This is a genomic window from Avibacterium sp. 20-129 (genome assembly GCF_026226845.1).
Classification (GTDB): domain Bacteria; phylum Pseudomonadota; class Gammaproteobacteria; order Enterobacterales; family Pasteurellaceae; genus Avibacterium.
This window is the reverse complement of record NZ_JAKKOE010000002.1, coordinates 270,389-296,954: the sequence shown is the minus strand read 5'-3', so window position 1 is coordinate 296,954 and position 26,566 is coordinate 270,389. Positions and strand designations below refer to the sequence as shown.

General features: G+C 38.6%; 28 protein-coding genes. 13 read left to right on the top strand and 15 right to left on the bottom strand.

Translation table 11 applies throughout. The annotated features are described in order from the left end of the window. Positions 1–32: 32 nt before the first annotated feature. The gene (locus L5B90_RS09010) at positions 33–1,748 is read right to left on the bottom strand and encodes a protein-disulfide reductase DsbD (RefSeq protein ID WP_250363409.1); all 1,716 of its coding nucleotides are present in this window, start codon (positions 1,746–1,748) and stop codon (positions 33–35) included. A 239-nt stretch (positions 1,749–1,987) separates the two neighbouring features. Between L5B90_RS09010 and L5B90_RS09005 the strand changes: the two genes are divergently transcribed. From L5B90_RS09005 to L5B90_RS08980, 6 genes are all read left to right on the top strand, one after another. Further along, a complete protein-coding gene (locus tag L5B90_RS09005; protein WP_103852717.1) occupies positions 1,988–2,254 on the top strand; it encodes a type B 50S ribosomal protein L31 in 267 nt (88 codons plus the stop codon). A 9-nt stretch (positions 2,255–2,263) separates the two neighbouring features. Next, positions 2,264–2,407: a type B 50S ribosomal protein L36 gene (gene ykgO / locus L5B90_RS09000; protein ID WP_017806982.1), complete on the top strand. Its 144-nt coding sequence runs from the start codon at positions 2,264–2,266 to the stop codon at positions 2,405–2,407. Between the two features lie 223 nt (positions 2,408–2,630). After that, positions 2,631–3,344, top strand: a complete 714-nt coding sequence (gene arcA / locus L5B90_RS08995; protein ID WP_250363410.1) for a two-component system response regulator ArcA — start codon at positions 2,631–2,633, stop codon at positions 3,342–3,344. A 141-nt stretch (positions 3,345–3,485) separates the two neighbouring features. After that, entirely contained in the window at positions 3,486–4,115 is a 630-nt protein-coding gene (gene lolB / locus L5B90_RS08990; protein ID WP_265762700.1) for a lipoprotein insertase outer membrane protein LolB, read from the top strand. After that, positions 4,115–5,008: a 4-(cytidine 5'-diphospho)-2-C-methyl-D-erythritol kinase gene (ispE, locus tag L5B90_RS08985; RefSeq protein WP_265762699.1), complete on the top strand. Its 894-nt coding sequence runs from the start codon at positions 4,115–4,117 to the stop codon at positions 5,006–5,008. The genes lolB and ispE overlap by 1 nt, the downstream gene beginning before the upstream one ends. A 51-nt stretch (positions 5,009–5,059) precedes the next feature. Next, positions 5,060–6,007: a ribose-phosphate pyrophosphokinase gene (locus tag L5B90_RS08980; protein ID WP_250349712.1), complete on the top strand. Its 948-nt coding sequence runs from the start codon at positions 5,060–5,062 to the stop codon at positions 6,005–6,007. A gap of 117 nt (positions 6,008–6,124) precedes the next feature. Here L5B90_RS08980 and miaB read toward each other — a convergent pair whose 3' ends face one another. Then, the gene (miaB, locus tag L5B90_RS08975; protein WP_265762698.1) at positions 6,125–7,549 is read right to left on the bottom strand and encodes a tRNA (N6-isopentenyl adenosine(37)-C2)-methylthiotransferase MiaB; all 1,425 of its coding nucleotides are present in this window, start codon (positions 7,547–7,549) and stop codon (positions 6,125–6,127) included. 201 nt (positions 7,550–7,750) lie between these two features. Here miaB and L5B90_RS08970 point away from each other — a divergent pair, with 201 nt between their 5' ends. Further along, positions 7,751–8,923 (top strand): FAD-dependent monooxygenase, encoded by a 1,173-nt coding sequence (locus L5B90_RS08970; protein WP_265762697.1) that lies wholly within the window; start codon positions 7,751–7,753, stop codon positions 8,921–8,923. Between the two features lie 47 nt (positions 8,924–8,970). On the opposite strand, the gene cpdA is transcribed toward L5B90_RS08970, so the two are convergent. From cpdA to thrA, 12 genes are all read right to left on the bottom strand, one after another. Beyond that, a complete protein-coding gene (gene cpdA, locus L5B90_RS08965) occupies positions 8,971–9,801 on the bottom strand; it encodes a 3',5'-cyclic-AMP phosphodiesterase (RefSeq protein WP_265762696.1) in 831 nt (276 codons plus the stop codon). 143 nt (positions 9,802–9,944) lie between these two features. Further along, entirely contained in the window at positions 9,945–10,574 is a 630-nt protein-coding gene (gene nudF / locus L5B90_RS08960) for an ADP-ribose diphosphatase (protein ID WP_265762695.1), read from the bottom strand. Positions 10,575–10,694: 120 nt separating this feature from the next. After that, positions 10,695–11,102, bottom strand: a complete 408-nt coding sequence (gene psiE / locus L5B90_RS08955) for a phosphate-starvation-inducible protein PsiE (protein ID WP_250363416.1) — start codon at positions 11,100–11,102, stop codon at positions 10,695–10,697. A gap of 10 nt (positions 11,103–11,112) precedes the next feature. After that, entirely contained in the window at positions 11,113–11,799 is a 687-nt protein-coding gene (locus L5B90_RS08950; protein WP_265762694.1) for a M15 family metallopeptidase, read from the bottom strand. 9 nt (positions 11,800–11,808) lie between these two features. Beyond that, a complete protein-coding gene (dapE, locus tag L5B90_RS08945) occupies positions 11,809–12,945 on the bottom strand; it encodes a succinyl-diaminopimelate desuccinylase (RefSeq protein WP_265762693.1) in 1,137 nt (378 codons plus the stop codon). 13 nt (positions 12,946–12,958) lie between these two features. Then, the gene (locus L5B90_RS08940) at positions 12,959–13,306 is read right to left on the bottom strand and encodes an ArsC family reductase (RefSeq protein WP_265762692.1); all 348 of its coding nucleotides are present in this window, start codon (positions 13,304–13,306) and stop codon (positions 12,959–12,961) included. 13 nt (positions 13,307–13,319) lie between these two features. Continuing rightward, positions 13,320–14,318: a DNA adenine methylase gene (locus L5B90_RS08935; RefSeq protein WP_265762691.1), complete on the bottom strand. Its 999-nt coding sequence runs from the start codon at positions 14,316–14,318 to the stop codon at positions 13,320–13,322. Next, positions 14,318–15,013 (bottom strand): restriction endonuclease, encoded by a 696-nt coding sequence (locus L5B90_RS08930; RefSeq protein ID WP_250363421.1) that lies wholly within the window; start codon positions 15,011–15,013, stop codon positions 14,318–14,320. Before L5B90_RS08930 ends, L5B90_RS08935 begins: the two co-directional genes overlap by 1 nt. Continuing rightward, on the bottom strand, positions 15,010–15,789 hold the full coding sequence (locus L5B90_RS08925; RefSeq protein ID WP_250363422.1) for a DNA methyltransferase: 780 nt from the start codon (positions 15,787–15,789) through the stop codon (positions 15,010–15,012). The genes L5B90_RS08930 and L5B90_RS08925 overlap by 4 nt, the downstream gene beginning before the upstream one ends. After that, the gene (gene thrC / locus L5B90_RS08920; protein WP_250363423.1) at positions 15,789–17,063 is read right to left on the bottom strand and encodes a threonine synthase; all 1,275 of its coding nucleotides are present in this window, start codon (positions 17,061–17,063) and stop codon (positions 15,789–15,791) included. Before thrC ends, L5B90_RS08925 begins: the two co-directional genes overlap by 1 nt. Before the next feature lie 183 nt (positions 17,064–17,246). Continuing rightward, positions 17,247–18,191: a homoserine kinase gene (gene thrB / locus L5B90_RS08915; RefSeq protein WP_250363424.1), complete on the bottom strand. Its 945-nt coding sequence runs from the start codon at positions 18,189–18,191 to the stop codon at positions 17,247–17,249. Positions 18,192–18,200: 9 nt separating this feature from the next. Then, positions 18,201–20,648 (bottom strand): bifunctional aspartate kinase/homoserine dehydrogenase I, encoded by a 2,448-nt coding sequence (gene thrA / locus L5B90_RS08910; RefSeq protein WP_265762690.1) that lies wholly within the window; start codon positions 20,646–20,648, stop codon positions 18,201–18,203. A 290-nt stretch (positions 20,649–20,938) separates the two neighbouring features. On the opposite strand from thrA, the gene L5B90_RS08905 reads away from it, so the two are divergent. The 5 genes from L5B90_RS08905 to priC all read left to right on the top strand — a co-directional run bounded on the left by L5B90_RS08905 (position 20,939) and on the right by priC (position 24,929). After that, positions 20,939–21,640: a YggS family pyridoxal phosphate-dependent enzyme gene (locus L5B90_RS08905; RefSeq protein WP_265762689.1), complete on the top strand. Its 702-nt coding sequence runs from the start codon at positions 20,939–20,941 to the stop codon at positions 21,638–21,640. 70 nt (positions 21,641–21,710) lie between these two features. After that, on the top strand, positions 21,711–22,118 hold the full coding sequence (gene gloA, locus L5B90_RS08900; RefSeq protein ID WP_265762688.1) for a lactoylglutathione lyase: 408 nt from the start codon (positions 21,711–21,713) through the stop codon (positions 22,116–22,118). Between the two features lie 77 nt (positions 22,119–22,195). Then, complete coding sequence (rnt, locus tag L5B90_RS08895; protein ID WP_250351661.1) at positions 22,196–22,849, top strand: ribonuclease T; 654 nt, start codon at positions 22,196–22,198, stop codon at positions 22,847–22,849. Between the two features lie 53 nt (positions 22,850–22,902). After that, on the top strand, positions 22,903–24,261 hold the full coding sequence (locus L5B90_RS08890) for a Na+/H+ antiporter family protein (protein WP_265762687.1): 1,359 nt from the start codon (positions 22,903–22,905) through the stop codon (positions 24,259–24,261). Positions 24,262–24,368: 107 nt separating this feature from the next. After that, complete coding sequence (gene priC / locus L5B90_RS08885) at positions 24,369–24,929, top strand: primosomal replication protein PriC (protein ID WP_265762686.1); 561 nt, start codon at positions 24,369–24,371, stop codon at positions 24,927–24,929. A 26-nt stretch (positions 24,930–24,955) separates the two neighbouring features. Here the strand turns inward: priC and L5B90_RS08880 are convergent, their stop codons facing one another. Next, entirely contained in the window at positions 24,956–25,306 is a 351-nt protein-coding gene (locus tag L5B90_RS08880) for a helix-turn-helix domain-containing protein (protein WP_250349696.1), read from the bottom strand. Positions 25,307–25,650: 344 nt separating this feature from the next. Between L5B90_RS08880 and L5B90_RS08875 the strand changes: the two genes are divergently transcribed. Continuing rightward, positions 25,651–26,556: a helix-turn-helix transcriptional regulator gene (locus tag L5B90_RS08875; protein WP_265762685.1), complete on the top strand. Its 906-nt coding sequence runs from the start codon at positions 25,651–25,653 to the stop codon at positions 26,554–26,556. Positions 26,557–26,566 lie beyond the last annotated feature (10 nt).

The window sequence follows — 26,566 nt, the reverse complement described above, 5'->3', positions numbered from 1 at the left end:
CCCAAAATTACACAATATGCTATAAAATTTATCTACTTCAAACGCTCTTTCAACCAATGAAAAAATGTATCGCCATTCATAAATCCTGTAATTCGAGCGGATTCAATTTCATTACCTTGCTGATCAAAAAAGATAAGGGTTGGTAACCCTAGCACATTTAATTTTTCCATTAATGCTTTGTTTTCATTGCTATTTTTTGTCATATCAACTTGTAACAATAAAATATTGTCAAACGCCTGCTGAACCTTGGGATCAGAAAAAGTATATTTTTCAAATTCCTTGCACGCCACGCACCAGTCAGCATACAAATCAAGCATAGCAAAAGTGCGGTCGTTTTTTTGCAAAATTTTTTGTAGCTCTTCATAAGTACTTACTTTTTGAAAAGTATTTTGATGAGCGTTTGTTACTTGCACTAAATTAGATTCAGCCCACAGCCACCCTTGCAAGGGCTTAACCAACATCATTGCTAAGATGAAAAAGCCAATACGCAACACCCAGCCAATGCCTCGCCCCTGTATTTGCAAGCCTGCCCATAAGCAGAAAGACACACCAAGCAACGCCCATAAGCGGTTTTCCCAGATTTCGGGCAAAATGCGAGAAAGCAGGAAAACTGGCAAAGCAAGCATAACAAAGCCGAAAATCACTTTCACTTTGTCTAACCAATCACCCGATTTTGGCAAGATGCGATTACCGAAAACCGTCGCTAGAATCAATGGCACGCCCATTCCTAAGGCGAGTAAATAAAGAGTAATCGCGCCCGTAAATAAATCACCGCTTTGCGCAACATAAAGTAATGCCCCCGATAATGGCGCGGAAGTACAAGGTGATGCCACAAGTCCTGCGATCATTCCCATTACAAAAACGCCACCAAACGCGCCCCCCTTTTGTTTTTGGCTTAATAAGGTCAGCTTTGTTTGCAATGATGAAGGCAATTGTAAGGTGAATACACCAAACATTGATAAGGCAAGCAAAATAAAAATCAACGATAAACCGATTAGCACATAAGGACTTTGCAGTGCAATTTGAAACGGCAAGCCTATCGCAGCCACCGCTAAACCAAGCAAGGTGTAAGTCAATGCCATTCCTTGTACATAAGCCAAACTCAAGCCTAAGGCACGCACGGTGCTTGGGCGTTGCCCGCTACCAATCACCACCGCGGAGAGCAACGGTAACATTGGCAATACACAAGGGGTAAATGCCAAACCAACGCCTAATACAAAAAAGCCAAACACAGCATATTTGCTTTCAAAGAGACGTTGCGCCAAAGATTGCTGTTCATTTAATGCAGGCATAAGTGCGGTGTTTTTGGGCGAAGATTTTTCTACTGAATCTAATGATGAAGGCTGCCATTGCACAATTTTGGTTTCTGGCGGGTAACAAAACCCTTTGGTGCAACCTTGGTAGGTCACGCTAACTGTGTGTGGTGTTGTTGATGAAATCGGCACAGTTAAGGCTAAATGGTCACGATAAATTTCCGTTTCACCAAAAAATTCATCTTGATATTTTTCTGCGGGTGGAAACGGTAAACGTGCAATTTTTTGTTCCGCTTGTTCAACTGAAATTTCTTTTTTATAAAGATAATAATCGGGTGCAATTTGCCATATTAACTGCAAATTCTCCCCATTAGATTGGGTAGAAAATTGAAACGCCTCATCCGCGTGCAAAAATCGCGGTTTGCTATCAAACAGCCCTGCCTGTGCCACAAGTGCGGTACAAAAACAAAACAAAAAGGTAAAAATCTTTTTCATTCTCGCTTACTACCCTGATTAAATATTAAAACATAAAGCTCATTTGTGTGGGCTTATTCTAGCACAGTATCAACAGGCTAGATGGATAAAAAGTCTTGAGTTCTTTCACTTTATCTTATTTTCTTCGCTTACCTTCACCTTACTTAATTCTTAAAGAAAAATAAGAGTTGATAATCGTTATTATTTGATATAGTATGCCCACCTTAGTTATTTCGCAATAAAAAATAAGAGGCTATCAAATGAAAAAAGGAATTCATCCTGAAAATTACCGTACGGTACTTTTTTATGACAGTAACGCCAAACAAGGCTTTTTAATTCGTTCTTGTGCCAGAACTACACAAACGATGAAATGGGAAGATGGCAAAGAGTATCCCGTATTTATGTGTGATACCTCCTCTGCCTCTCACCCATTTTATACTGGCAAAACAAGACAAATTAATAATGAAGGCAGAGCAAGTAGCTTCCTGAACAGATATAGCAAATTTGGCTCACTCAAATCAAAATAAGGAGACATTATGCAAGTCCTTTCCTCATTAAAAACCGCAAAAACACGCCATCCTAAATGTAAAGTGGTTCGCAGACACGGTGTTGTTTATGTCATTTGCAAAGAAAACCCTCGCTTTAAAGCACGACAAGGTGGAAAAAAGAAAAAGCGTTAATTATTTGTAACATTATTTATCCATATCGCCCTCTAAGTTTACTAGAGGGCGTTTTTTCTTATCGCCTTAAATCCATTAAACCTATGATTTAGATCATAAAATTAAACAGAATTCACCACTTATACTTGTTACAATAATGTTGCAATTATACAATGGCGAACTTAGAATACCTCAGAATTATTAGTTTAAATCGCCAATAAAAATTGGAAAGGAAGACGTTAATATGGTTACAGCAAAAGTTTTAATCGTTGAAGATGAAGCCATTACAAGGAACACGCTAAAAAGCATTTTTGAAGCAGAAGGATATGACGTATTTGAAGCCAATGACGGCGTACAAATGCACAACATTCTTTCCAGCCAAGAAATTAATCTTGTCATTATGGACATTAATTTACCCGGCAAAAATGGACTAATGCTCGCACGAGAATTGCGTGAAACAACCAACACCGCATTAATGTTCCTCACAGGGCGTGATAATGAAGTGGATAAAATCTTAGGCTTAGAAATTGGCGCGGATGATTACATCACCAAGCCATTTAATCCAAGAGAATTAACGATTCGTGCGAGAAATTTATTACAACGCACTATGGCTGAAAACACCAAACACACCTCTCAACAAGTGGAACAATATCGTTTTAATGGCTGGACGTTAGATCTCAACAGCCGCACATTGATTAATCCAGAAGGTGAAGAATACAAACTACCGCGTAGTGAATTCCGTGCGATGTTACAATTTTGCGAAAACCCGGGGAAAATTCAATCTCGTGAAGAATTATTGAAAAAAATGACTGGGCGTGAACTAAAACCGCAAGATAGAACCGTGGATGTAACCATTCGCCGCATTCGTAAGCATTTTGAAGATCACCCTGATACCCCAGAACTTATCTCCACCATTCACGGTGAAGGGTATCGTTTTTGTGGGGAAATTGAGGCATAAGATAAGCGAATTTTTTAAGTGCGGTATAAAAAATAAAAATTTTTCCACCGCACTCATTTTTTGCTTTCTCTTCAAACGGCTTGCCTTTACTAATTTCCACTAACCCCTTAAAATGCTCCAAAATTTTTCTGGTATCACATAATGAACTCCTTAAAAACCCTTTTTATTCCTTTAATTATCAGTTTGTTACTGGCTGGCTGTGCGCTTGATATTGATGAGAACCGTCCAACCAATGTGCAATATATTGAAAAAAACGACCGCACTTGGCAGCAACATTTGCAACAAATTCAACAAATCCAAGCCTATCACGCAGAAGGGCAAATTGGCTATATCAGCACCAAACAGCGCTTTTCTACTGCCTTTGATTGGCAATATCAAACCCCCACCGCCTATACACTGGTGCTTTCTTCCGCCCTAAGCCGCGCAAAACTTACCTTCAAAATGCACGCGCAAGGTTTAACCATTTCTGATGAAAAAGGTAATCAGCGTTCTGCAAAAGATGCGCAACGATTATTACGTGAAATTATCGGAATGGATATTCCTCTCACCCAACTGGCCACTTGGCTAAAAGGGGAACCAAACAATCAGCAAGATTACAACGTAGGGACAAACCATTTGCTGGCGAACTTCACTTATCGCATAAATGGTGAACAATGGACGGTAGATTATTTAAATTATCACCAAGAACGCTCGCCCGCCTTGCCGAGAGATATTTTGCTAAAAAACGCCCAACAAACCTTAAAAATTCGCGTTAATCATTGGAAATACTAATGAAAAATTATCATTTTTCCACCGCACTTTTAAATCCATCAAAAAATGGACGATACCGCTTTCCTAGCCCTGCAAAATTAAATTTGTTTCTTTATATTAATGGCCGCTTGGAAAATGGTTACCACGAATTGCAAACCCTGTTCCAATTTCTGGATTTTGGCGATTGGCTAGACATTGAGGTAAGGGAGGATTCACAGATTCTTCTCTCGCCAGAGATACCTCAATTAAAACAAGAAGAGAATCTCATTTATCGTGCCGCGCGTTTACTCCAACAGCATACAGGTTGTCAACTAGGCGCGAAGATTCACTTGGATAAAATCTTGCCAATGGGAGGTGGCGTTGGCGGAGGCTCATCAAATGCAGCGACGACACTGGTAGCACTTAATGCGTTGTGGAATACCCAATGTTCTCTTAAAGACTTAGCGGAATTAGGCTTACAACTAGGGGCAGATGTGCCAATCTTTGTTCACGGTAAAGCGGCTTTTGCTGAAGGAGTAGGAGAAAAAATTGATTATTGTCATCCACCAGAAAAATGGTATATGGTGCTAAAACCTGAGGTTTCTATTTCAACAGGGCTTATTTTTCAAGATCCTCATTTGCCACGCAATACCCCCAAAAAGCCTCTTTCACAACTTTTAGCTGAAAATTATACAAACGATTGCGAAAAAATTGTGCGAGATCATTATCCAGAGGTTGAAGAACTACTGGGCTGGTTGTTACAATATGCCCCCGCAAGACTAACGGGAACAGGGGCTTGTGTTTTCGCAGAATTTGACGATGCTCAATCTGCTCAAGCAGTATTTCTAAATAAGCCAAAAGACTGTTTTGGTTTTGTTGCACAAGGAGTGAATGTTTCGCCATTGCATCAAGTGATGAAACATTTATTCAAATAAGATCAATATGTTACACATTCTTCCATCTAAAATTCTGAGGTTAATTTTACAATGCCTGACATAAAACTTTTCGCTGGTAATGCAACGCCAGAACTAGCAAAACGAATTTCTGAACGCTTATATCTCTCACTGGGTGATGCCACTGTGGGACGTTTTAGTGATGGAGAAATTCAAGTTCAGATCAATGAAAACGTGCGTGGTAGTGATGTTTTCATTATTCAATCAACCTGCGCGCCAACAAATGATAACCTAATGGAATTACTTGTGATGGTTGATGCCTTACGCCGTGCATCAGCAGGCCGTATCACTGCGGTAATCCCTTATTTCGGCTATGCGCGTCAAGATCGCCGTGTACGCTCTGCTCGTGTTCCAATCACGGCAAAAGTCGTGGCAGATTTCTTATCAAGCGTTGGGGTGGATCGCGTTTTAACTTGTGATCTTCACGCGGAACAAATTCAAGGTTTCTTTGATGTACCAGTGGATAACGTATTTGGTTCCCCAGTGTTAATTCACGATATTTTAAAGAAAACCGATCTTGAAAATCCAATCGTTGTTTCGCCTGATATTGGCGGTGTGGTTCGCGCTCGTGCAGTTGCTAAATTGCTCAATGATACCGATATGGCAATCATTGATAAACGTCGTCCAAAAGCGAATGTCGCACAAGTAATGCATATTATTGGTGATGTGGCTGGACGTGATTGTATTCTTGTTGATGATATGATCGATACAGGGGGAACACTATGCAAAGCAGCAGAAGCCTTAAAAGAACGTGGTGCGAGACGTGTCTTTGCTTACGCAACCCACGCAGTATTCTCTGGCTCAGCCGCGAAAAACCTTGCCAGTGATGCCCTTGATGAAATCGTCGTAACCGACACAATCCCACTTATTCCTGAAATCAAAGCGTTAGGTAAAGTGCGGGTGCTTACGCTTTCAAGTATGCTTGCTGAAGCCATTCGCCGTATTAGTAACGAAGAATCGATCTCTGCAATGTTTAGCTAGTTGCATAGATACACAAAACAGAAACAACAAAACAAAAAGCTGATTACATTGTAATCAGCTTTTTTCATCAAGATCTCAGTGCTTAAAAATTGACATTATCCCCACAGGTTCAGCAAGTTAGCCTTGATAATGCCCTACACCAAGTTCATCTTCCTTGCGCGTGCGGTTAATCACGGCTTGTGGGGATTGCACGACACGCAAACCCATTTGGTCTTCGGTGCGCACAACATCACCACGCAGAGAGTTGGTGAATACATCGGTGATTTTAATATCAACAAACTTACCAATCATATCTGGTGTTCCGACAAAATTCACAATCCGATTTGTTTCAGTTCGACCAGTCAATTCCATAATATCTTTTTTAGAGGGGCCTTCCACTAACACGCGCTGTTCTGTGCCAAGCATTGCCCTGCTAAATTGTGCCGCTTGATTGTTAATGCGTTGTTGTAGCACATACAGGCGTTGTTTTTTCTCCTCTTCGCTCACATCATCAGGAATATCCGCTGCTGGTGTTCCCGGGCGGGCAGAATAGATGAAGCTAAAGCTCATATCGAAATTTACTTGTGCAATCAGATTCATTGTATCTTCAAAATCTTGCTCTGTTTCGCCGGGGAAACCAACAATAAAGTCAGAGCTAATCTGAATATCCGGGCGTACTTTGCGTAATTTGCGAATAATGGATTTATATTCTAATGCCGTATGCCCACGCTTCATTTGATTTAGAATACGATCTGAACCACTTTGTACAGGTAAATGTAAAAAGCTAACTAATTCAGGGGTATCCGCATAAACCTCAATAATATCATCCGTAAATTCAATCGGGTGGCTCGTGGTAAAACGCACACGATCAATGCCATCAATCGCCGCCACTAAACGCAATAATTCAGCAAAAGAACAAATCCCCCCATCGTGCGTTGGCCCGCGGTACGCATTCACATTTTGCCCTAATAAATTCACTTCACGTACGCCTTGTTCGGCTAGCTGTGCGATCTCAAATAGCACATCATCTAGCGGACGGCTCACTTCTTCGCCACGGGTATAAGGCACAACACAGAAAGTGCAATATTTATTACAACCTTCCATAATCGACACAAAGGCCGTTGGCCCTTCAGCGCGCGGTTCTGGTAAACGGTCAAATTTTTCAATTTCAGGGAAACTCACGTCCACCACGGAACTTTTCCCGCCACGAATCTGATTGATCATTTCAGGCAGGCGGTGCAAGGTTTGTGGGCCAAAGACAATATCAACATAAGGCGCACGGCTACGAATATGCTCGCCTTCTTGTGAAGCCACACACCCCCCTACGCCAATCACTAAAGCAGGATTTGTTTTCTTTAATTCTTTCCAACGTCCTAACTGATGAAACACTTTTTCCTGCGCTTTTTCACGAATAGAACAGGTGTTTAACAGCAACACATCTGCTTCTTCAGGAATCTCAGTTAATTCCAAACCGTGCGTACTATTTAATAAATCTGCCATTTTTGAGCTATCATACTCATTCATCTGACAGCCCCACGTTTTAATATGTAATTTTTGCGTCATAATTTGCTTTAAAATCGTTTAACCTGTAAAAATCAACTGGCTATTTTACCGACTTGTGCGAATGGTGGCTAGTTAAAATAATCTTTTCTTTTGAATTTTACTCATAAAAGGTAAACTAACGGGCAATGAAAAAGGTCTGTGCGGTATAAAAATAAAGAAAAAAAACCACCGCACTTTTAGCTAGGATAAAAAGAGGCAAAAATGGATACACAACGCGATGTGATTATTGTTGGTGGTGGAATGGTAGGCGCCGCTTGCGCCGTGGGATTAGGGCAACAAGGATTAAATGTGCAACTGATTGAAAGCGCCCCATTGCCAACCTTTTGTGCAAACTCGCCTTATGATTTACGCATTTCCGCCATTAGTCTTGCCTCAGTACAATTATTGCAACAATTACAAAGCTGGCAATATATCGAAAAAATGCGTCTTTGTCCCTATCGAGCCTTAGAAACGTGGGAAATTGATGGGTTTTCTACCTACTTTCATTGCGAAGAATTAGCGCATTCCGAACTCGGTTATATGGTAGAAAATAATGTTATCCAGCTTGGTTTATGGCAAGCCTTTTCATCACTTGAAAACGTGCAAAGTCGCTTACAAGCGAAAATAGAACGTGCAGAAAAGTGCGGTGAAAATTGGCAGATTTTTTTAACCAATGGCGAACAGTATTCCGCCCCTTTAGTGATTGCCGCAGACGGGGCGAACTCGCAACTTCGCCAAATAGCTGGCATTGGTGTAACCGGCTGGCAATATCGGCAAGATTGTTTATTGATTTTAGTGGATACGGAATTGCCACAACAAGATACTACTTGGCAGCAATTTTTCCCTTCAGGTCCAAGAGCCTTTTTACCCCTCGAGGGGCAACAAGCTTGTCTTGTGTGGTATGACAGTCCTGAAAAAATCAACCAACTTAAACAATTATCCAAAGAAAAATTAGCCCAAGCCATTGAACAAGCCTTCCCTGCTCGATTAGGTCGCATTAAGGTGCAACAAACGGGCAGTTTTGCGCTCACCCGCCGCCACGCTCAACACTATTATCGCCAAGGCATTGTCCTCGTAGGAGATGCTGCCCACACAATAAATCCATTGGCTGGACAAGGCGTAAACTTAGGTTTTAAAGATGTCAAAGCCCTATTACAAGTCATTGAAAGTGCGCGACAAAATCAACAAAATTTGGCTTCTGATGAAGTATTAAAACGCTATCAAAATTTGCGTATGAAAGATAATTTACTGATGCAATCCGCGATGGATTTATTTTATAAAGGTTTTAAAACCGAGTTATTGCCAGTTAAAGTAGCCCGTAACTTAGCCTTATTCCTTGCAGGAAAAGCTACGCCACTAAAAAAACAAGCATTGAAGTATGCCTTGGGGTTGTAATAGTAAGTGTAAAAATGCGGTGAAAAATCACCGCACTTTATCTTTATTTATTCATAGCCTTCACCTAACAGATTCGGCAAAAATTGAGCTTGTTGGATTCGTTTGACACGTGTTTCAATACGTCCATCACTATACAATTCAATTTCACGCCAGCCCGGTTGTAGCGTATCCAAGGCAAAGCTATTGCTATCAGGCTTAAATTGGATACAGGTAGATGGCGTTGCCATTACTTTGTAGCTTTTCCATTCGCTATCTACCGCTTGGTGAATATGACCATATAAAATGCCTTTCACATTATTAAATGGCGATAACGCATAGGCTAAATCTAAAGAATTGCGTAAATTATGCTGATCTAGCCAAGCAGAGTTGGTTGATAAAATATGATGATGTAGCACCACCAAAGAATAACGTTCAGGATAATCTTTTAGCTTGGACAACAACCAATCAATTTGATATTGTCCTAACTGTCCGTGAGGCACACCAAAAACTTGGCTATCAAGCATTAAAATTTGCCAATGTTCGCCAATTAACAAATGTTTGAATGGGTTAATATTGCCATGGGTATGATTCAAAATATCAAACATTTTTGGCTGAAAATCGTGATTGCCGGGGATCCAAAACACCATTTTCTCAAGTGTTTGCACCATTTTACAGAAACGGAGATACCCCTCACTACTGCTATCTTGTACTAAATCCCCTGTTGCAAGGACAAGTTCATAATTAAAATTGCTTTGTTTAATTTCACTTAATACTTGGCTGAAACTGGCTTGTGTATTAATACCAAGCAACTCACCACTTTCATCCTTAAACAAATGAGGATCTGTAATCTGCACCAAACGGACAACTTCTTCTTCCGTTGGGTATGTATAAGTATTCATAAAAATACCCTCTCCTCTTGTTAATTTATAATAATACATCGCTATACGTTACAAACTTCAAAAAAATTTGCATTACCTAAATCTGAAAAATGTTAACTGGATCATAGTTTATGGCTAAATTTCTGATGAAAATTCGATTCAGCTCACATTTTTTTCCATTGTTTCTGTAAATCAAGGTAATTTAGTTGTAGCCATAATAAGCCTGTAACCGCAAGTCCATTATCAATCTTACCATTGCAAATCCATTCATAAGCGGTTTGACGGGGGATCACGTGAACACGAATATCTTCATTTTCATCTGCCAATCCATGAATGCCTTGTGCCTTACCACTATCTACCTTGCCTACAAATAAATGAATACGCTCTACAATGCCACCGGGGCTATCCCAAAACTGCATCACTTCACGCAAATGTTCTACTTGTACGCCTGCTTCTTCTTGGCTTTCTCGTTGGGCAACCTCATTAGGCAACTCACCGTCTTCAACCATACCTGCGATGAGTTCTAATAGCCAAGGAGATTGACTAAGCTGTGGATTATAAGCCCCTATGCGTACTTGCTCCACCATCACCACGCTATCCACATCAGGGTCATAAGCGATCACCACAGAGGCCGCACCTTTTACGAGCAATTCACGGGTTACCACCCCACTTTCACCACCAGCAAAAAGTTTATGCTTAAAATAGACCTTCTTTAAATTAAAAAAACCGTCATAAAGCGGTTCTTCCTTGATAATTTGAATATCTTGCTGAGTAAATTGTTGCAAATCAGACATAAACAATCCTCGTTATAAATTGTTTGCTAAGAATACGCCAGTTTTTTACAAAAAAAAATGTAATTCTTCTTACTTTTGTTGAAAAATTTGACCTTGTTCACAAAATTTTTTCTTAATAGGCTAACTTTTTCTCAATCGATCTGAACTGACTAAAAATAATGCCACAACCATTAGCAAAATCGATCCAGAAAAGAGTAATGTATTCACTGGGCTAGAATGATCGACAATAATTAATCGCACCATTGCGGTAATTCCGATATATAAAAAATAGCGTAACGGAAAATGATAGTCAGTTTTAAAATATTTCACGATCAGGGCAAGAAACTCAAAATATAAAAAATACACAACGATTTTTTCGACCAACAAATAGGAGGCTTCTTCTGAATGCTCAAATAGCACTAATGCTAAGCCATAGGTTTCTTTGGCAAGAAAAATCACCAAAATTAAGGCAAGAATTAATAAGGAAATGTTTAATGTCCACTGTAAAAGCGAAGAAATTGCTTGTGGGAAATAATTTTTTTCATTCATCGTGATTCAATCAAATAAAAAAGTGAGTAAAAATTTGTGGTAGGCGTTCAATAAGTAAAGCTTTTCCTGCCACCTCTTCATCTTGCCAAGCTTGCAATAATATTTCAGGGCTAAACATTTGGCGAGCCTGCTCGGTTAAAGGTAAATAGCTAATATGCCAAGGTTCATAGCCAATCTGCAAACGTTCTGGCATATTAGAAAAAGGGAAATAAAAATCAAAGGTTTGTACATTTTCTTGTAACCATTGACTCAGTTCCGCAAAATATCCCCCTTGTTCATATTCCCAAGGCTCTAATTGTAACTGCTGATGTTGGGGTAATAAATGAGGATCAAAAACATCAATTTCAGTTCCCCAATGGTGTCGACTTCCGCCCGGTAATGCTGACCAGCGTAAAATGGCTTGACACTTTTGCCAATCAGAATAATTCGCTAACGCTAAGGCTTCCCCCTGATCATTATGCACCTTTCGTTTTCCTTCAAATTTTTCATTCCAAATTACCTGTTGTCGCTGAAAATCCCGAAAACTACTGGCAGGCTGTAAATTAAAGCCATTTTTGACCGCACTTTGCTGTAATGCTTGAAAAGCCTTTACAGCATCAGGCTGAAGGAAATGTTGAAGCGAAAACGGACAAGGTAAAGAAACTAAATGCTCACGAGATTTTCCCGTGAGCATCGAAGATGTTAATGTTTTTGCCATAAATTCTCCTTATTCCGCATTTAGCAAATTGATGAGCATTTGCTGATACACATCACCTAATGTGGCAAGATCTTGGCAACTTACACATTCATTGACTTTATGAATCGTGGCATTTAATGGCCCAAGTTCCACCACTTCGGCGCCCATTAAGGCGATAAAACGTCCATCGGAGGTGCCACCTCCCGTTTCAAGTGCGGGGGTAATTTTGGCAATTTTTTCTAAGCTATCCACGACAGCATTCACTAATTTACCCGGCTTTGTTAAAAAAGGTTTACCCGATAAATTCCACTCAATGCGATAATCAAGTTGATGCTTTTCTAGCATTTGCTTTACGGTTTGCTTAATTAGCTCGTCCGTTACTTCAGTGCAATAGCGTAAATTAAACTGCACATAAAGCTCGCCGGGGATCACATTATTACTGCCTGTTCCTGCTTGAATATTGGCGATTTGTAAGCTAGTTGGCGGGAAAAACGCATTACCCTGATCCCATTGGTAGGTGGTTAATGCTTTTAAAAAATCAACGGCTTTATGCACGGGGTTATCCGCTAAATGAGGATACGCAACGTGTCCTTGTACACCTTGAATATAAAGGTTACCTGTAATCGAACCACGGCGACCATTTTTTACTACATCACCTAATTTTTCAGCACTTGAAGGCTCACCAACTAAACAATAATCAATCAGTTCACCTCGTTCCATCAGGGTTTCCACCACGCGTACTGTACCATCTTTTGCCGCGGCTTCTTCATCAGACGTAATTAGCAATGCAATCGTTCCGGGGTGATTTGGATTGGCTTTCACATATTGCTCTGCTGCAACCACCATTGCGGCTAATGAGCCTTTCATATCAGCTGCACCACGTCCATAAAGCATATCATCAACAATTTGTGCGGAGAAAGGGGGATAATCCCATTGCGTTTCATCACCCACTGGCACCACATCAGTATGCCCAGCAAAGGCAACCACAGGGCTTTTTGAACCGTGTTTTGCCCATAGATTTAATGTATCATTAAAAGGTAGCCATTCAATCTCAAAGCCCAATGCTTCTAAGCGCGTAGCAATAAGTTGCTGACAACCTCGATCATCTGGACTAATAGAAGGACGTTGGATCAACTGCTGTGCTAAAGTAACGATTGTGTTTTTCATTATTTAACCCTTCTTATTTACCAAAAGCCTTTGCATATGCCGCAACGTCAAAACCGATTAACGCAATGTTATCTTGTAAAATAATTGGACGTTTAATTAGCGTAGGCTGTTCTGCTAATATCTTAAGTGCGGTGCTTTTTGATAGATTTTTTTTCACCTCTTCCGCTAAATTACGCCAAGTAGTACTGCGTTTATTCAGCAAATTTTCCCAACCAAATTGACTTTCGGCTGTTTCCAACCAGGCCTGTTCTAATCCCTCTACACGATAATCGTGCAAACGGTATTCAATCCCATTATCTATTAGCCATTTCAAGGCTTTTTTCACTGTATCGCAGTTTTTTATACCATAAACTGTAATCATTTTTTGTCCTTTCCTAAAGCTTCTCACATAAATGTAAATATTCAATTGTAGAATTAGCGCTATAAGAGCGATTTTTAGAAGTATCTGAACGAAAGCGTTGATAATCTATAGAAAAGCAATCATATCTACCGTATTTGCTCATTATTTGTTTTATTTGTTCTAAGCTCATCAACCCCTCATTATTGTAACTCAAAAATATATATTTAAATTTTGCTGATTGTATTAATCGTTCAAACTCATCTTCAACATTAGATCTACTGCAATATTTAGATCTCACATAATCTCTTAACCCTGTTTTCCCTTTAGGCTGAAATTCTTTGTATTCTGAAATTGTATTTAGCAAATGATAATTTGCTCCATATTGCCTCGCATTATAAGGAGGATCTAAATATAATATATCTCCTTCAATCCGATTAATTAAATTATTGGCGTTTTCATTATAAACCTTATGAGAATTTGAATTTATTTCAAATAAAGCAGGCTCAATAACTAATTCTTTTTGTGCCGATCGTTTAATTTTTTTCAAAAAAGCGCCATAGACAGAAGCTGTATTAGCTATTTTATCGGCACTTTCAAGTAAAGAGCATAGTAAAAAGTAATATTGGCTATCTGATATGAAGTATTTATTATACCAGTCTTCTATTCTTTTTCTAATTGCATCTATTTTCTTCCCATTATTCTCTGAAAAATAAAGACGATTAGCTTTTCCATTTTCAGAATATTCTTCAAAAATAAACCCAGGGATCCCTTCTAAATTATTTAATTCATCTAATAACGCTTCATACGATATAGAGGTATGATTTTCTATATAATTCTTATTTAGAATATAACTATACAACTCTATATCGTTACTAATAACCTGTTTAACTAGAGGTTTAAATTTTCTACCAATAATTCCCGTACCAGCAAACATATCACAAAATACCTTATCAGATAGTTCATATCCAACAACAGATGTTATTCTATCAAAAATAAAGTCTGATAATTTATTCTTTGAGCCAATATAATTCATTATTCCTCGTCATCTGGATATAATGTTTTAAACACAGAATCAATTGCTTGATGTGCAGCTAATTCACTTACTTTCTTAATTACCGTTTTTCTATACTGCACAGGATCATATTGATAGCAACCTATGCAACCAAGTTCATCATTATAATTCTCATTTCCTTCATAAAAATCATATGGATTACCTTTAATGTTTTTAGCACTCCAACGAATATTGGTTTCTTTACAGCGTTTGCATATTTGCCTTTTTATATCATTCGCAGCTTTACATAGAGGTTGGAAATCATCTAAAGATTGAGAATTCATATCTGAGACTCTCAAGTCATTCTTTCGTCCATCTTTATGATCGATTTCAATTTTTGTATTTTCTGAAAATCCTTTTACTCCTAACATCACACAAGGTTTATCTTTATAGTGATTTTTAATATCTGACCTAATTGCTTGACTAAAAGAATTCTGAGTATTAAAACCGTTTAATCTAATAGCATCAATACCATTACCTGAAGAACGACTTTTATCTGTCTCTACAATATATTCTTTTGCTAGACTAGAGCTACCTCTTCCCCAGCTAAACCCATTTCCTAGCTGAAGTTCACTATAATTACCAATAAACTCATTGACAAATACCCATCTACTTACACCTTTATCATCTGGATTAGCTAATTCAAGGAATAGATCTTTTTTTGATTTTCTCTTCATTTTAATTTCTTAAAAACCATTATATATTCATGTTTAAACAAAAAATAATCACTTTTTAATGCTCTATATCTCCAAATATCTTGTTTACCAAGCTTTCCTCGATTTCCTTCTATATTTTTTACCACAATTCCTTTAAGCTTAACTTTAAAATGCTTTCGTATTGCATACATTAAGTAAAACCCCAAAGGAATAACTTCACTATTCTTATAAACGTCTCCGATAACAATAGCAAAATATCTATTCTCTGCAAGAAAAGAGAATGCATTAGCTATTACTTGAGTAAATTTATTAATAAAAATATTAAGATTGGATATCTGAGATAAATCTTCCGTTCTATCAGTAAATTTAATGATATCCATATAGGGAGGATGAGCAATAAAGAAATCTATTTGATCCTTATTCAATTCTTTTAAATTACTTGATAAACACTCAGAAAAAAGACAAGAATTTGAGACATCATAATGATTAATAAAATATTTGATAGAATCTGATTCTTTCATTTGAGATCTTACATAATCAATAATAGATTGATTAATATCAAACCCTATGAAATTTCTATTCAGACTTTCACATTCATATAGAGTAGTTCCACTCCCCATAAATAAATCTAAAACCGTATCTCCTTCTTTAGTGTAACGTTTTATTAATTGATAAGGAATTTGAGGAATAAAATTCCCATGATAAATATTCTTATGTTTACCTTTTTTATCCCTCTCGTTGAATAACCAAAGGCTCTCTACATTAATATCTGTAGATTTCCAATCTTCTTGCATCATTATTTCAACAAATATGCTCTTAATGTCGCAAAATCATTGTCCATTTCATCAGAAAGTAATGGCAATTTATTGTGTTTATCCAACGCTTCAGGTAATGGAAGTTCAAGGGATAAAATTCGTTCGACACTTTCTTTGAATTTTGCTGGATGTGCGGTACAAAGGAATAACCCCGTTTCTCCCGGTTGTAAATCTTGTTTCAATACGCCATAGGCAATTGCACCGTGTGGTTCACATAAATAGCCTTGGTTATTCATTGCACGTAATGTTTGTTCGGTCTGTTCATCATTCATTGCTACAGAATGAAGATCAGATAATTCCCAATGATTGCGTTTAAATAACTCTTCTACACGTGGCCAGTTATTCGGGCGACTCACATCCATCGCATTGGATAAGGTTGCAACGGTGTCATTTGGCGCCCATTCGCCAGTGCGCAAATAACGTGGTACCGTGTCATTCGCATTAGTTGCGGCGATAAAACGTTTAATTGGTAATCCCATTGTTTTAGCGATTAATCCTGCTGTAAGGTTACCAAAATTGCCACTTGGTACAGAAACCACAAGATTTTCACGCGCTGCTTTAGGAAGTTGCGCCACCGCTTCAAAATAATAACAAACTTGTGCCAATAAACGACTAATATTAATCGAGTTGGCTGAATTTAAACCAATCGCTTGACGTAGCTCAGCATCATCAAATGCTTGTTTTACTAAGGCTTGGCAAGCATCAAAATCACCATTAATGGCGATAGTACGAATATTTCCACCTAGGGTACAGAATAATTTTTCTTGTAGTGGGCTGATTTTTCCTTTGGGATATAAAATCACCACATCAATATTTTCTAAACCATAGAAAGCGTGCGCCACAGCCGCCCCTGTATCGCCTGATGTTGCCGTTAAAATGGTGATTTTGCCATCTCCACGCACAGTCGCGAGCGCTTGTGCCATAAAGCGTCCACCAAAATCTTTAAATGCAAGGGTAGGTCCATGAAATAATTCTAAAGCATAAATATGATCTTCAACTTTTTCTACTGGTGCAGGAAAAGTAAAGGCATTTTTAACCATTTGGGCCAATTTATCCGCTGGAATTTCATCACCAATTAACGCCCCTAAAATTTTTTGACTACGTTCAACAAGCGGTAAATCAAGTAAAGCATCAATATTCTCTAAGTGTGGAATAATTTGCGGAAAAAATAAGCCTTGATCTTTGCCTAATCCTTGACGAACTGCCTGTGCGAAATTCACTTGTTCTTCGGGGTGTTTGATGTTGTATAAATTCATAATTAATCCGTTTGAGTTTTGATTTTGTCTAAAATTTTTTATCTTTGATAATTGATAACAGGTTTCGCTCGTTAAGCAATTTAGTTTCTTTTGCTTACCCCAAAAAAAAGTAAGCAAAGAAAAGGGAACCTGCGCAAACCCCTTTTCTCGTTTTATTGCCATTTGGGCAATTTATCTGGGCGTTTAGCCCAATTCCCTTGCGCCCTGATTATCTACCTTACAAACATGGACGAAGCCTTCGTTGTTTTGTAAATAATGGTTTTCTAAATAAGTGGCTACTTTACTTGCCGTTCCTAAATCAGGGGCAATAGCAAACATTGTTGGCCCCGATCCAGAAATACCAGAGGCTAATGCGCCCAAATCACGTACCGCTTGTTTTACTTCCGCAAAATTAGGTAATAATGCTTCACGATAAGGTTCTGCAATCACATCTTTCATCATATATGCAGCGAGTGCTTCTTGCTGTGTATGACAAGCATGAACAAAACTACCTAAATGACGACCGTGCGTAATCACATCTTGACGTGTGTAGCTCTTCGGTAAAATCGCACGTGCTTCAGAGGTTGAAACTTCAATACCCGGGTAGGCCAACACCCAATACCAATTGTCAAAAAAAGGTAATTGCTGACAAATATTGCCGAGAGATTGTACCATTAATTGCACCCCACCTAAATAACAAGGGGCAACATTATCATAATGAATTGAACCTGAAATACGCCCTTCCAGTTCCCCCATCATTTCTAAAAGTTCCATTTTAGAAAAAGGCTCATTATGAAATTTATTTAATGCCACCAACGCCGCCACAATAGAACAAGCACTTGAGCCTAAACCTGAGCCAATTGGCATATTTTTTTCCAATGTTAGGCGTAATGGCTTGATTGTACCATTGCGTAGCTTTAACCGTTCACTAAATAATACATAGGCTTGATAAACAATATTTTTTTGCGGTTCTTTTGGCAATTTACGCACAAAATACCCCGCACTTTCTAATTCAAAGCCTTGCTTGATTTCCTCTATTTGTACGACATCACCCAGTAATGAGCCATCAATAGGTGATACAGCCGCACCCAAAGTATCAAACCCGACACTAATATTCGCACTTGAAGCTGGGGCGTAAATTCGTAACATAAATGCTCCTTAATGATGTAATGTTCTTAAAATATCCGCAAAAATACCGGCTGCAGTAACGGCATTCCCCGCCCCATAACCACGTAATAATAATGGAATAGGTTGATAATAACGGGTGTAAAATGCAAGGGCATTTTCACCATTTTTCACTTTATATAGCGGATCATCTTGCCCTACTGCCACAATAGACACTTTACATTTTCCATTTTCAATTTGTCCGACATAACGCAAGACTTTACCCTCTGCTTTTGCTTTTTCTACACGATCATCAAACTCGGCATCAAGCTGTGGTAACATTGCCATAAATTCATTCACCGATTTACCTTCCGCAAATCCTTTTGGTAACACGCCTTCTACCTCTACATCGGTTAATTCCAATTGCATTCCTGCTTCACGTGCTAAAATAAGCAATTTACGTGCCACATCTTGCCCTGATAAATCATCTCGTGGATCGGGTTCAGTAAAGCCTTTTTCTCGTGCGAGTGTGGTTACTTCAGATAATGACAAACCTTCTTCTAACTTACCAAAAATAAAGGAAAGTGAGCCTGATAAAATACCGCTAAAACGAATTAACTCATCACCTGCTGCGAGTAAATTTTGCAGATTTTCAATCACAGGTAAACCTGCCCCAACATTTGTTTCATATAAGAATTTATGCTGGCTTTGGCGTGCGTTCTCACGCATTAAATGATAATAGGCAAGTTCTCTTGTGTTGGCTTTTTTATTTGGTGTAACCACGTGGAAGCCTTCACTTAATGCCCGGGCATAAAGCCCCGCCACACTTTCAGCAGAAGTACAATCAACAAAAACCGGATTCACCACGTGATGTAATTTAATAAAAGAAAGTAACACGTCAAAATCAGAAGGCTGTGTCGCATTTTCGAGATCCTCTTGCCAATGGGCTAAATTTAGCCCATTTGCGTCAAGTAACATTTTATTTGAATTTGCAATAGCGCAAACCCGAATCTCAATGTCCTTCTTTGCTAAATAATCACGCTGATTTTTTACTTGTTCAATTAATTCACTTCCCACACCGCCGACACCGACAAGAAAAATATCTACCACTTTTTTATTGTTAAAAAGTGCTTGGTGAGTTGCTTTTACCGCTTCAATCGCTTTATTTTGCGGAACAACGGCAGAAATTGACCGCTCAGAAGAGCCTTGTGCGATTGCAACAATACTGATATTCGCTTGGGCTAGGGCAGAAAAGAAACGCGCGGCAATCCCTTTCGCCTGTCGCATTCCTTCGCCCACGACGGAAATAATCGAAAGATCTTTAATCACCTCAATCTCTTCAAGATCTTGATTTTTAAGTTCTTGGGCAAATTCCACTTCTAAGGCATTTTTAGCAATATCAACTGCTTTTACCGGCACACAGAAACTAATGCTATATTCAGAAGACGACTGAGTAATCAAAATAACCGACACTTTTGCTTTAGACATTGTTGAGAACACGCGTGCTGCCATTCCCACCATTCCTTGCATTCCCGGCCCTGATATGTTGAACATCGCTAAATTATCTAAATTCGTGATCCCTTTTACTTGTAATTGTTCAGATTGTGCATTGCCATCAATAATTGACCCTTTGGCTTCAGGGTTACCGGTATTTTTAATTAAACAAGGGATATTGGCTTGGACAAGTGGCCCGATAGTCCGTGGGTGAATCACTTTTGCGCCAAAGTAAGAAAGTTCCATTGCCTCACGATAGGAAAGGCTTGGCAATAGGCGTGCATCAGGAACCAAACGAGGATCGCAAGTAAACACGCCATCTACATCCGTCCAAATTTCACAGACAGAAGCATTCAAACACGCAGCTAAACAGGCAGCAGAATAATCCGACCCATTACGTCCTAATAGTACAAGTTCCCCCTTATCATTACCTGCGGTAAACCCTGCCATTAACACAACATTTTTCTTTGGAATACGAGTAGCATCAATACGTTTGGTCGATTCCTCAATATCCACAGAGGATTCTAAATAACTTCCTTGTGCCAATAATTTTTCCACCGGATTAATCACCGTTACTTCGTAACCACGTGCTTCAAACCACGCTTTCATCATTGCAATAGATAATTTTTCACCACGGCAATCAATGGTTGCTTTTACTGCATCGTCTAACACGCCTTTGGCACGAATTTCGGCTAACAATTCTGCAATTTGTGCAAATTCTGCATCAATCACGGCCTTACAACCGGCAAGATCAAACTTCTCATTTTCTGCATATAAGCCATTAATAATGGTATAGAAAATTTCACGTGCTTGATTAAAATCGGTATCGGTAGGAAGGTTTTGACTGGCTTTTTCAGAAAGGGCAACAAGATAATTTGTAATCTTCGCAGGCGCGGATAATACCCCTGCTACTTGCTCTTCTAAATGAGCTTTTTCAATCAATCGGGCTGCTTGCGAAAAGCGTTCTGGATTGGCAAGCGATGTGCCACCGAATTTTAAAACGCGCATAGAAATCTCCTAAAAATAATGTTGTGAAAGTTAAAATACTTATAAAAAAACCCGCACTTTAGAATGCGGGTTTCTTGTGTTCCTGTGTTTAACGCACTACCCCGCCCCATTCATTGTAATAATGGTAATCATCGTGGTGGTAAGCATTGTGATAGTACGTTGCATTGTTAATTTTTTCTTAATAAAAAATGTGCTGTTAGAAATACCGAAATTTTCACGCCTTGTCAAATAGAAAATGAATAATATAGAATATTTCCTTAAGGTTTATAAAAAATAGGTTATTCCCGACAATGGATATTCAACATAATTTGCAACAGGTACAACAACATATTCAGCACGCTTGCCAACAAGCACAACGTCATTCAGCAGAAATTACCCTCCTTGCTGTGAGCAAAACCAAACCGGTCGAAGCCATTCTTACGGCTTATCAAGCTGGACAACGTCAATTTGGTGAAAATTATGTGCAAGAAGGGGTAGAAAAAATTCAACAGCTTGCTGACAACCATTTAGATCTAGAATGGCATTTTATTGGTCCATTGCAATCAAACAAAACACGTCTTGTTGCGGAACATTTTGATTGGATGCAAACTCTTGATCGTAGCAAAATTGCAGATCGTTTAAATGAACAGCGTCCTCATTATAAAAAACCACTGAACGTCCTTATTCAGATAAATATCAGTGATGAAAAAAGCAAATCAGGTATTCAGCCTACGGAAATGTTGCCTCTCGCAAAGCATATCAAAAACTTACCACACTTATGTTTACGAGGGTTAATGGCAATTCCCGCACCGACCACCGATATTGCACAGCAAAAACACGCATTTCAACAAATGCAACAGTTATTCCAGCAATTACAGCAGGCGTTGCCTGAATGTCAAATTGATACCCTTTCGATGGGAATGTCTGATGATCTGCATTGTGCCATTGAATATGGCGCAACAATGGTTCGCATCGGAACGGCAATTTTTGGGGCAAGGGATTATAAAGCCTAAACTGTATAATGCTTTTTTATTCACGCTATGGCATAATGCCTGTTCGTTTAAGCAAATAAGGGGATAAATAATGCGAATTTTACATACAATGTTACGCGTGGGCGATTTAGATCGTTCAATCAAATTTTATCAAGATGTATTAGGTATGCGTTTGCTACGTACCAGTGAGAATCCCGAATATAAATATACCCTTGCATTCCTTGGCTATAGTGATGAAGAGACCTCTTCCGTTCTTGAGCTGACTTATAACTGGGGCGTCAATGAATACGAGCTAGGTAATGCCTATGGTCATATTGCTATTGGTGTTGATGACATTTATGCGACTTGTGAAGCCGTGCGTCAAGCTGGCGGTAAAGTAACCCGTGAACCCGGCCCTGTAAAAGGCGGAAAAACCGTGATCGCGTTTGTTGAAGATCCCGATGGTTATAAAATTGAATTTATCGAAAATAAAAACGCTCAAGCTGGCTTAGGCAATTAACCCCTTAAGAGTTATACAAAGTGCGGTGAAAATTTCACTTAAATTTTACACCGCACTTTTTATTAATAAATAATATGATGACTGATACCCCCACAGAACCGATAAACTATAATTTATTAAAGCACCGCTTTCGTGGTTATCTCCCTGTTGTGATTGATGTAGAAACCGCAGGCTTTAATCCACAAACAGATGCGTTGTTAGAATTAGCCGCGATTACACTAAAAATGGACGATGAGGGGTTACTGATCCCTGATCAAAAATGTCATTTTCATATTAAGCCGTTTGAAGGGGCGAATATTAACCCAGACTCATTAAAATTTAATGGCATTGATATTGATAACCCATTGCGAGGGGCAATTTCCGAAAATATCGCAATCAGTGAATTATTCAAAATGGTTCGTCAAGCACAAAAACAAGCAGAATGCCAACGTGCAATTATTGTGGCGCATAATGCCACCTTTGACCAAAGTTTTCTGATGGCAGCGGCAGAACGTGTAAAGGCAAAGCGTAACCCTTTTCACCCTTTCGCAATGTTTGATACCGCAACCTTGAGTGGTTTTATGTTTGGACAAACTGTTTTGGTAAAAGCTTGCCAAGCGGCAAATATCCCCTTTGATCATAAACAAGCACATTCAGCTTTATATGATACTGAACGCACAACGGAATTATTCTGTTATATGGTCAATCACCTTAAACAACTTGGTGGTTTCCCTCACCATATCACAGAATAAGTGCGGTAATTTTTTTATTTATTTTTTCTATTATTTTAAATAAGGACTATGCAATGTTACTCTCTAACCCTGTTGTTATCTCGATCATTGTATTGCTTGCATTAAGCCTATTGCGTATCAATGTGGTTATCGCCTTGATTATTTCCGCATTAACGGCTGGTTTATGCAGTAATCTTGATCTTAGCCAAACGATTCAAACCTTCACAGGTGGCTTAGGTGGCGGTGCCGAAGTGGCAATGAACTATGCTATTTTAGGTGCTTTTGCTGTTGCAATCTCGAAATCGGGTATCACCGATCTCCTTGCCTTTAAAGTTATCCAAAAATTAGGCCATTCGCCAACAGGGCTTTCAATGGCAGGCTTTAAATATTTTATTTTAGCCGTGCTTGTGATTTTCTCTATTTCATCACAAAACTTATTGCCTGTGCATATTGCCTTTATCCCCATTGTTATTCCCCCACTTTTAGCTATTTTCAATAAACTTAAGCTAGATCGCCGTGCGGTTGCTTGCGTGCTAACCTTTGGTTTAACCGCAACCTATATGCTTTTACCGGTGGGATTTGGGAAAATCTTTATTGAAAGCATTTTAGTAAAAAATATTAATCAGGTTGGCGAACCACTAGGCTTACACACCAGTGTTGGCGAAGTCTCTCTGGCTATGGGCTTACCTGTTATCGGAATGATCTTAGGCTTGCTCACGGCGATATTTATTACTTATCGCAAACCGAGAGAATATGCGGTGGCAGACAAAACACTTAGCACCGCTGAAATTGAACAGCATATTGCAAATATTAAACCTTTCCACGTCATCGCAAGCCTCATTGCGATTGTGGTTACCTTTGGCTTACAGTTGTTTACCGATTCCACCATCATTGGCGGTTTAGCTGGTTTAATCATTTTTGCCCTATGTGGTATTTTCAAACTCAAAGAAAGTAACGATATTTTCCAACAAGGCTTACGCCTTATGGCAATGATTGGCTTTGTGATGATTGCGGCCTCAGGTTTCGCAGCGGTGATCAATGCCACAGGTGGCGTAACCGAATTAGTTCAAACCTTCAGCCAAGGTTTAGGGGCAAACAATAAAGGATTAGCCGCATTCTTAATGTTAATCGTTGGACTATTTATCACAATGGGCATTGGCTCATCTTTCTCAACGGTACCAATTATTACCTCAATCTATGTGCCACTTTGCTTAACCCTTGGCTTCAGCCCACTTGCAACAGTCTCTATTGTTGGTGTCGCCGCGGCACTTGGTGATGCAGGCTCACCGGCTTCGGATTCTACATTAGGCCCAACGTCAGGCTTAAATATGGATGGCAAACACGATCACATTTGGGATTCCGTTGTCCCTACCTTTATTCACTACAATATCCCACTCATTATTTTTGGTTGGATTGCTGCAATGTATTTATAAATTATGTTATACACAAAATAAGCTACAAAAGGACATCACAAGATGTCCTTTTTTATGCGATAATTTCCCACTGCGTAAATCTCACTAAATCAATATTGAACAGAAAGATGAACAAAACCCAACTTATTCAAGCATTACGCCAAAAAATAGCACAATGCTACCAACAATATCCCGTATCAGACACACAAAAAATCTATGCAAAATTTGACCGCACTTTATTTAGTGAAGATTTTCAACATTTCAAATTTTATCGCGCAGAATTAAACAACACACTCGCCCAAATAGAACGCCTGCAAGAAAACGAACACACTCAATGTCAATTTTATACTGAAAAACTGCTCGCCCAGCTACAAGCCTTATTAGATGCCCTCAAACAACACAAAAGAAGAGATAAAAAAACCTTTACTAATCCTTCTCCACAATCAGCTCAAAACAAACAACAGCACGCCATCCATCGCCTTCCACCAAGAGAACGATTAGCTAAATATTACGAAGCCTTACAAGCATTAAACCAAAAAATCGCTCACCAACAAGATCAATATGTTCAAACACAAAACGAATTAAAAAAACAACAACTTCAACAACTTATCCGCCACACAGAACAACGCCGTACCCGTTGTTTAGAAGCGATTGAATTATTAGAAGAGCATTTAGATAATACGCAATAGAAAATCGCCGTATCAAAACACGGGCTTTATTTTTCAGAATAGGCTTTCCATTTTAACATTCGCTCAATAATTGTGATTAATTCTGCGCGTTCATAACTATCTAAACCGTGCAATAATTGTTCTAATTGTCTTGCTTGATCCATTGAACGATTACTACTACTTGTTAATAAATCCGCAATTTCACAATGAAAGATTTCTGATAATTCTAATAAACGCAAAATATTAGGTACAGACTTGCCTCGTTCCATTCTTGACACCGCATCATTACTAATATCTAAAATTTCTGCCAACTGTGCTTGAGTCAATCCTACCGCTTGACGATATTTTGCAATCGCTTGACCTATTGTAAGTAATAGCTGTTCATCTTTATCAAGCATTGTTTCCTCTCCTTATAATAAAGAGAGAATAATAGATATTGACTTCTATACATAAATAGCGGAACATACTTACATTAGATCTTTAACATCTAATATTATATTTATTACAAATCTATTTTTGAGCGAAAAGCGAAAAGCGAAAAGCGAAAAGCGAAAAGCGAAAAGCGAAAAGCGAAAAGCGAAAAGCGAAAAGCGAAAAGCGAAAAGCGAAAAGCGAAAAGCGAAAAGCGAAAAGCGAAAAGCGAAAAGCGAAAAAATTTTTATTGGACGACACAACCTGACGCAAGTCTTTTTTTAACTTAATTTAGAATAACTTTTAATGAATAGCCCATAAGTGAAAAGTTATGAAGAAAACGCATCAGCTTGCACAACGCTTAAGCATAATTTTATCCCAGCTCAATTTGGGAAAACGTCTTGATATTAATGAGTTAGCAGAGGATTTTGATGTATCAATCAGAACCTTACAACGTGATATCAACGAACGCCTTAATTTTCTTCCTTGGGCAGAGCTAGGGCCAAGATTTTATAAACTAGACCGTCAAAAATTGGATATTCTCACCGAAGAAGATATCCAACGTTTTGCCCTTTTCGCCAGTATCTCCAATCTTTTTCCAAGTGTCGATAAGGCCTTTTACCAAGAAAAATTAACTCAGTCAGTGCAAGTTAAAGGTTTTCAATATGAAGATGTATCACATCTTCAAGCACAATTTAATCAATTAAAACAAGCCATTAGCAACAATAATTTTATTTCATTTAAATATTGTAAACTCACCACTCAGCAAACAAATTTTTACCAAATTGCGCCCTACTCACTGACTAACAAAAATGGAATCTGGTATCTAATTGGCACCGATCAACATCAAGACAACAAACAAAAAACCTTTTGCTTTACCCAAATTAGTCAGCTAGAGGTACTTGCAGAAACCTTTACCCCAAATCAGCAATTTATCGAAGAAATTAAAAGGAATGATTCACTCTCGCACGGAAATATGATTGCTGAAGTTGTCATTCAAGTGTCAGCTTTTGCTTCACCTTTTTTCCTGCGCCGTAACTTACTCCCTAATCAAAAATTGGTGCATAAGTTAGAAAATGGTGAGTTACTGCTTGCTGCTCAAAATGTAAACCCATTAGATATTTTACCGATTGTGCAATATTCGATTCCTCATCTTGTGATCATCAGCCCACAAAACTTACAAATAGAATTGCAAAATAACTTAGCACAATACTTAAATAAAATGGAAAGTAAATAGGAAATATAAA

Coding starts and splice junctions, on each gene's coding strand:
- thrB (WP_250363424.1), bottom strand. CDS start 18,191: ATGTTACGAATTTACGCCCCAGCTTCAAGTGCGAATATTAGTGTCGGG.
- L5B90_RS09010 (WP_250363409.1), bottom strand. CDS start 1,748: ATGAAAAAGATTTTTACCTTTTTGTTTTGTTTTTGTACCGCACTTGTG.
- nudF (WP_265762695.1), bottom strand. CDS start 10,574: ATGTCTGATTTGCAACAATTTACTCAGCAAGATATTCAAATTATCAAG.
- gloA (WP_265762688.1), top strand. CDS start 21,711: ATGCGAATTTTACATACAATGTTACGCGTGGGCGATTTAGATCGTTCA.
- lolB (WP_265762700.1), top strand. CDS start 3,486: ATGAACTCCTTAAAAACCCTTTTTATTCCTTTAATTATCAGTTTGTTA.
- cpdA (WP_265762696.1), bottom strand. CDS start 9,801: ATGAATACTTATACATACCCAACGGAAGAAGAAGTTGTCCGTTTGGTG.
- priC (WP_265762686.1), top strand. CDS start 24,369: ATGAACAAAACCCAACTTATTCAAGCATTACGCCAAAAAATAGCACAA.
- arcA (WP_250363410.1), top strand. CDS start 2,631: ATGGTTACAGCAAAAGTTTTAATCGTTGAAGATGAAGCCATTACAAGG.
- L5B90_RS08970 (WP_265762697.1), top strand. CDS start 7,751: ATGGATACACAACGCGATGTGATTATTGTTGGTGGTGGAATGGTAGGC.
- L5B90_RS08890 (WP_265762687.1), top strand. CDS start 22,903: ATGTTACTCTCTAACCCTGTTGTTATCTCGATCATTGTATTGCTTGCA.
- thrC (WP_250363423.1), bottom strand. CDS start 17,063: ATGAATTTATACAACATCAAACACCCCGAAGAACAAGTGAATTTCGCA.
- L5B90_RS08875 (WP_265762685.1), top strand. CDS start 25,651: ATGAAGAAAACGCATCAGCTTGCACAACGCTTAAGCATAATTTTATCC.
- L5B90_RS08940 (WP_265762692.1), bottom strand. CDS start 13,306: ATGATTACAGTTTATGGTATAAAAAACTGCGATACAGTGAAAAAAGCC.
- L5B90_RS08935 (WP_265762691.1), bottom strand. CDS start 14,318: ATGAATTATATTGGCTCAAAGAATAAATTATCAGACTTTATTTTTGAT.
- L5B90_RS09005 (WP_103852717.1), top strand. CDS start 1,988: ATGAAAAAAGGAATTCATCCTGAAAATTACCGTACGGTACTTTTTTAT.
- ispE (WP_265762699.1), top strand. CDS start 4,115: ATGAAAAATTATCATTTTTCCACCGCACTTTTAAATCCATCAAAAAAT.
- psiE (WP_250363416.1), bottom strand. CDS start 11,102: ATGAATGAAAAAAATTATTTCCCACAAGCAATTTCTTCGCTTTTACAG.
- L5B90_RS08930 (WP_250363421.1), bottom strand. CDS start 15,013: ATGAAGAGAAAATCAAAAAAAGATCTATTCCTTGAATTAGCTAATCCA.
- thrA (WP_265762690.1), bottom strand. CDS start 20,648: ATGCGCGTTTTAAAATTCGGTGGCACATCGCTTGCCAATCCAGAACGC.
- miaB (WP_265762698.1), bottom strand. CDS start 7,549: ATGACGCAAAAATTACATATTAAAACGTGGGGCTGTCAGATGAATGAG.
- L5B90_RS08905 (WP_265762689.1), top strand. CDS start 20,939: ATGGATATTCAACATAATTTGCAACAGGTACAACAACATATTCAGCAC.
- dapE (WP_265762693.1), bottom strand. CDS start 12,945: ATGAAAAACACAATCGTTACTTTAGCACAGCAGTTGATCCAACGTCCT.
- L5B90_RS08950 (WP_265762694.1), bottom strand. CDS start 11,799: ATGGCAAAAACATTAACATCTTCGATGCTCACGGGAAAATCTCGTGAG.
- ykgO (WP_017806982.1), top strand. CDS start 2,264: ATGCAAGTCCTTTCCTCATTAAAAACCGCAAAAACACGCCATCCTAAA.
- L5B90_RS08880 (WP_250349696.1), bottom strand. CDS start 25,306: ATGCTTGATAAAGATGAACAGCTATTACTTACAATAGGTCAAGCGATT.
- L5B90_RS08980 (WP_250349712.1), top strand. CDS start 5,060: ATGCCTGACATAAAACTTTTCGCTGGTAATGCAACGCCAGAACTAGCA.
- L5B90_RS08925 (WP_250363422.1), bottom strand. CDS start 15,789: ATGATGCAAGAAGATTGGAAATCTACAGATATTAATGTAGAGAGCCTT.
- rnt (WP_250351661.1), top strand. CDS start 22,196: ATGACTGATACCCCCACAGAACCGATAAACTATAATTTATTAAAGCAC.